Origin of the sequence: Bradyrhizobium sp. 23 (assembly GCF_023073295.1) — a bacterium.
GTDB lineage: Bacteria > Pseudomonadota > Alphaproteobacteria > Rhizobiales > Xanthobacteraceae > Bradyrhizobium > Bradyrhizobium canariense_D.
On record NZ_JADPJF010000070.1, the window covers coordinates 117,405 to 120,851 of the forward strand.

General features: G+C 64.4%; 3 protein-coding genes. 1 reads left to right on the forward strand and 2 read right to left on the reverse strand.

Annotated elements, in window-relative coordinates; translation table 11 throughout:
* Positions 1 to 36 precede the first annotated feature (36 nt).
* Positions 37 to 834, reverse strand: coding sequence for a fumarylacetoacetate hydrolase family protein (locus IVB32_RS18375; protein WP_247370150.1), 798 nt, complete (start codon positions 832 to 834; stop codon positions 37 to 39).
* 199 nt (positions 835 to 1,033) lie between these two features.
* On the opposite strand from IVB32_RS18375, the gene IVB32_RS18380 reads away from it, so the two are divergent.
* The gene (locus IVB32_RS18380; protein WP_247370149.1) at positions 1,034 to 1,933 is read left to right on the forward strand and encodes a LysR substrate-binding domain-containing protein; all 900 of its coding nucleotides are present in this window, start codon (positions 1,034 to 1,036) and stop codon (positions 1,931 to 1,933) included.
* Positions 1,934 to 2,038: 105 nt separating this feature from the next.
* Here IVB32_RS18380 and IVB32_RS18385 read toward each other — a convergent pair whose 3' ends face one another.
* Positions 2,039 to 3,151 (reverse strand): trypsin-like peptidase domain-containing protein, encoded by a 1,113-nt coding sequence (locus IVB32_RS18385; protein ID WP_247370147.1) that lies wholly within the window; start codon positions 3,149 to 3,151, stop codon positions 2,039 to 2,041.
* Between the last annotated feature and the right edge of the window lie 296 nt (positions 3,152 to 3,447).

A 3,447-nucleotide genomic window follows, 5' to 3' on the forward strand; every position in this document is an offset into this window, starting at 1 on the left:
CGGCCCCTCACTTTCCGCAGGCGGGGAGAGGGAGCGTTAGACGATCTTGATCGACATATCCGGCAAGCCGTCGAGCTTGCACAACAGCACGTCGCCCTTCACGACCGGGCCGACATTCTCCGGCGTGCCGGAATAGATGATGTCGCCGGCCTTCAGCTCGAACGCTTCCGACAGTTTTGCGATTTGCTCGGCCACGCTCCAGATCATCTTGCTGAGATCCGAGCTCTGCTTCACCGTCCCGTTGATCGCCAGCGAGATGGCGCCCTTGTCGAAATGCCCGGTCTTGCTGGCCGGGTGGATCGGACCGATCACCGCGGCGTGGTCAAAGCTCTTGCCGATCTCCCACGGCTTCTTCTCCGCGGCCATGCCGTTCTGGAGATCGCGCCGGGTCATGTCGAGGCCGAGCGCATAACCATAGACATGGTCGAGCGCCTTCTCGGCCGGGATGTTGCTGCCGCCGGATTTCAACGCGGCGACCAGCTCGACCTCGTGGTGATAGTTCTTGGTCAGCGACGGATAAGGATGATCGGCGACCTCGCCCACAGCGACGTTCTGGATCGCGTCGGTCGGCTTCTGGAAGAAGAACGGCGGCTCGCGGTTCGGGTCCGAGCCGCGCTCGATCGCGTGCGCCGCGTAGTTGCGCCCGATGCAGTAGATGCGGCGGACCTGGAACACCTGAGTTTCGCCGACGATCGGGATGGTGACCATCGGCACTGGAAAGATCGGCTTCGGGCCGGCCTGCGCCGCGGCCGGCGCAACTTCCGCGATTGAGGCAGCACTTACCGCCGCGGCAATTGCGAGCAGCTCCCGTCGCGTTGCTGATGTCTCTTTCATGGCTTGTGCTCCCTTTTTATGTTCGTTGGGCGCATCATGCGCGCCGAGCCGCCTGATAATCAATATTCAGTATGCCAGCAATGCTGGACCGGCAGGTCGTCTAATTGAGAACAGGCCGGCTGCAGCCGAGCCTTCCGAAACCCGCTCCCTTTCGCCCTAGCATGGAACTTGCATAAATTCTGGGCGACATGGACGCCGCATGAACCTCATCAGCCTCGATATCCGCATGCTCCGGTCGCTGATCTCCGTGGTCGAGACCGGCAGCATCACCGAGACCGCGCGGCGGCTGGGCCGCACTCAGCCGGCGATCACTCTGCAATTGCAGCGGCTGGAGGAGCTCACCGGCAAGCACTTGTTCGAGCATGTCGGGCGCCGGCTCACGCTGAGCGAGGACGGCACCACGGTTCTCACCTACGCCAAATCCATCCTGAGGTTGCATGACGAATTGATTTCGCAGCTGGCGTCACAGGAGATCGAGGGTCAGGTCGTGCTCGGCACGCCCGACCTCTATGCCGCCTTCATGCTGCCGCAGATCCTCAGCGTGTTCCGAAAATCATTCCCGCGCGTCCAGGTCGAGCTCAATTGCGCGCTCTCGACGCCGCTGGTGGGCCTCGTCAAGCGCGGCGATGTCGACATCGCGCTCGTCACCCGCATGAACGATTTTACGGGCGGCCAGGTGGTACGGCGCGAGCAACTGGTCTGGATGACCGGCGAGCAGTCCTCCGCGCACCAGGAACGGCCTATCCCGCTGGCGTTGCTGCCGCCCGGCAACATCTATCGCGACTACGCGATTGACACGCTGGAACGTGCGAATCTGCGCTGGCGCATCGCCTGCGTCAGCGAAAGCGTCGGCGGCCTCCAGGCGGCGGCCTTCGCCGGCATGGCCGTGACCGTACTCGGCCGCAGCGCGCTGGTGCCGGCGATGCGCGAGATCGGCCCGAACGAGGGCCTGCCGCCGCTGCCGAAGATCGAGCTGCTGCTTTACAAGTCGAGCGGCGCGACCTCGAAGGCGGCGACCGCCTTGCACGACTATCTCGCGCACTATCTGCGCCTCGACGAGGAGCTCAGCGGCCGCGGCGAGCCGATCGAGCTGGGATAAAGCCATCCGGACGTTCGCGCAGCGATCGTCCCAAACTGCGTCCCGGGTCCACGATCGCAGACAAAGAGCGACCGGCTTGCTGCGGTGATATCCTCTTTGATCGGCCTAGCGAACGAGGCGGTTGCTTCCTGCATTGGCATTGCGCGGCTCGGTTGCTGGAGCCACTCGGACGAGGACCGTGAGCGGTGTGCCGTTGCGCAGCAGAGCGAGCTTCACCTCGTCGCCGACCCGCGCAAGACCAATGGTATTGCGCAGCTGCGCGGCGGTGCGGATCGGGCGGCCCTCCGCCGTGGTGACAATGTCGCCCTTGTGCAGGCCAGCCTTCTCGGCCGGCGAATCCGCGGCAACTTCGGCGATGAGCGCGCCTTCGGTGCGTCCCTTGTTGACGGACGGGTGGAGGTCCTTCAGCGAAATGCCGATGCGACCGCGCTCGACCCTGCCGGTGGCGATGATCTGCTCCATCACCTTGCGCGCCATGTTGACGGGAATGGCAATGCCAATACCGACATTGCCGCCAGCGGGCGAGATGATGGCCGAATTTATGCCGACCAGTTCGCCCTGCAGGCTGACCAGCGCGCCGCCGGAATTGCCGGGATTGATAGCGGCGTCGGTCTGAATGAAGTCTTCATAACCCTGCTTGCCGAGGCCGGTTCGGCCTAGGGCGCTGACGAGGCCCGACGTCACCGTCTGGCCGAGGCCGAAGGGATTGCCGATCGCGAGCACGAAGTCCCCGACTTCCAGTGCGTCGCTGTCACCGAGGGGAAGCGCCTTCAGTCCGGTCGGATTCTGGATCTGGAGCACGGCGACGTCCGTCGGCGAGTCGCGGCCGACGACCTTTGCGGAAAACTGCCGGCCGTCCTTGGTCGTGATCTGGAGGGCGGAGGTGCCTTCGACCACGTGGTTGTTGGTCAGCACGTAGCCGCTCCGGGCATCGACGATCACGCCGGAGCCGGTCGCGCTGACTTCCTTCTCGATCTGCCTCGGAACGTCGAAGAATTCGCGGAACAGCGGGTCACGATAGAGCGGATTGTCCTCGCGTACCCGGCCGTGCACCGAGATGTTGACCACCGCCGGCGTCACCTGCCGAACCAGAGGCGCCAAAGTCGGAACCGAGCCGCCCGGCTTCAGATCGGGGATCTGGCCTGCGGCGGGATGTGACGCCGTCAGTATCAGCACCAGCAACGCAAGCGAGAACGAACGCATAGCAATCGTCTTCATGACCAGTCGCATCGTCTGAGATTGAAATCAGAGAGCCGCTTCACGTTTGTCTGGCGGCACGTCCGCCAGCCTTGCAAGGCTAGAAATGGAATGGCCCAGGCCGCGGAGACCTGGCCGACCAGCACCAGAGCAAGAACGGCCTGCGTGAGCATCACGCGCCTCGCCGTTCTGCGGCGGCCCAAGGCCGCCGCAAGCGCATCGGGACGCCGCCGCCGCGCGGCGGGTCGTCGTCGTCATTGTCGCCGTCGAGCCGGCGCAGGGCCGCGAGAATATCGGCGAGCCGAATCGTACGGTTC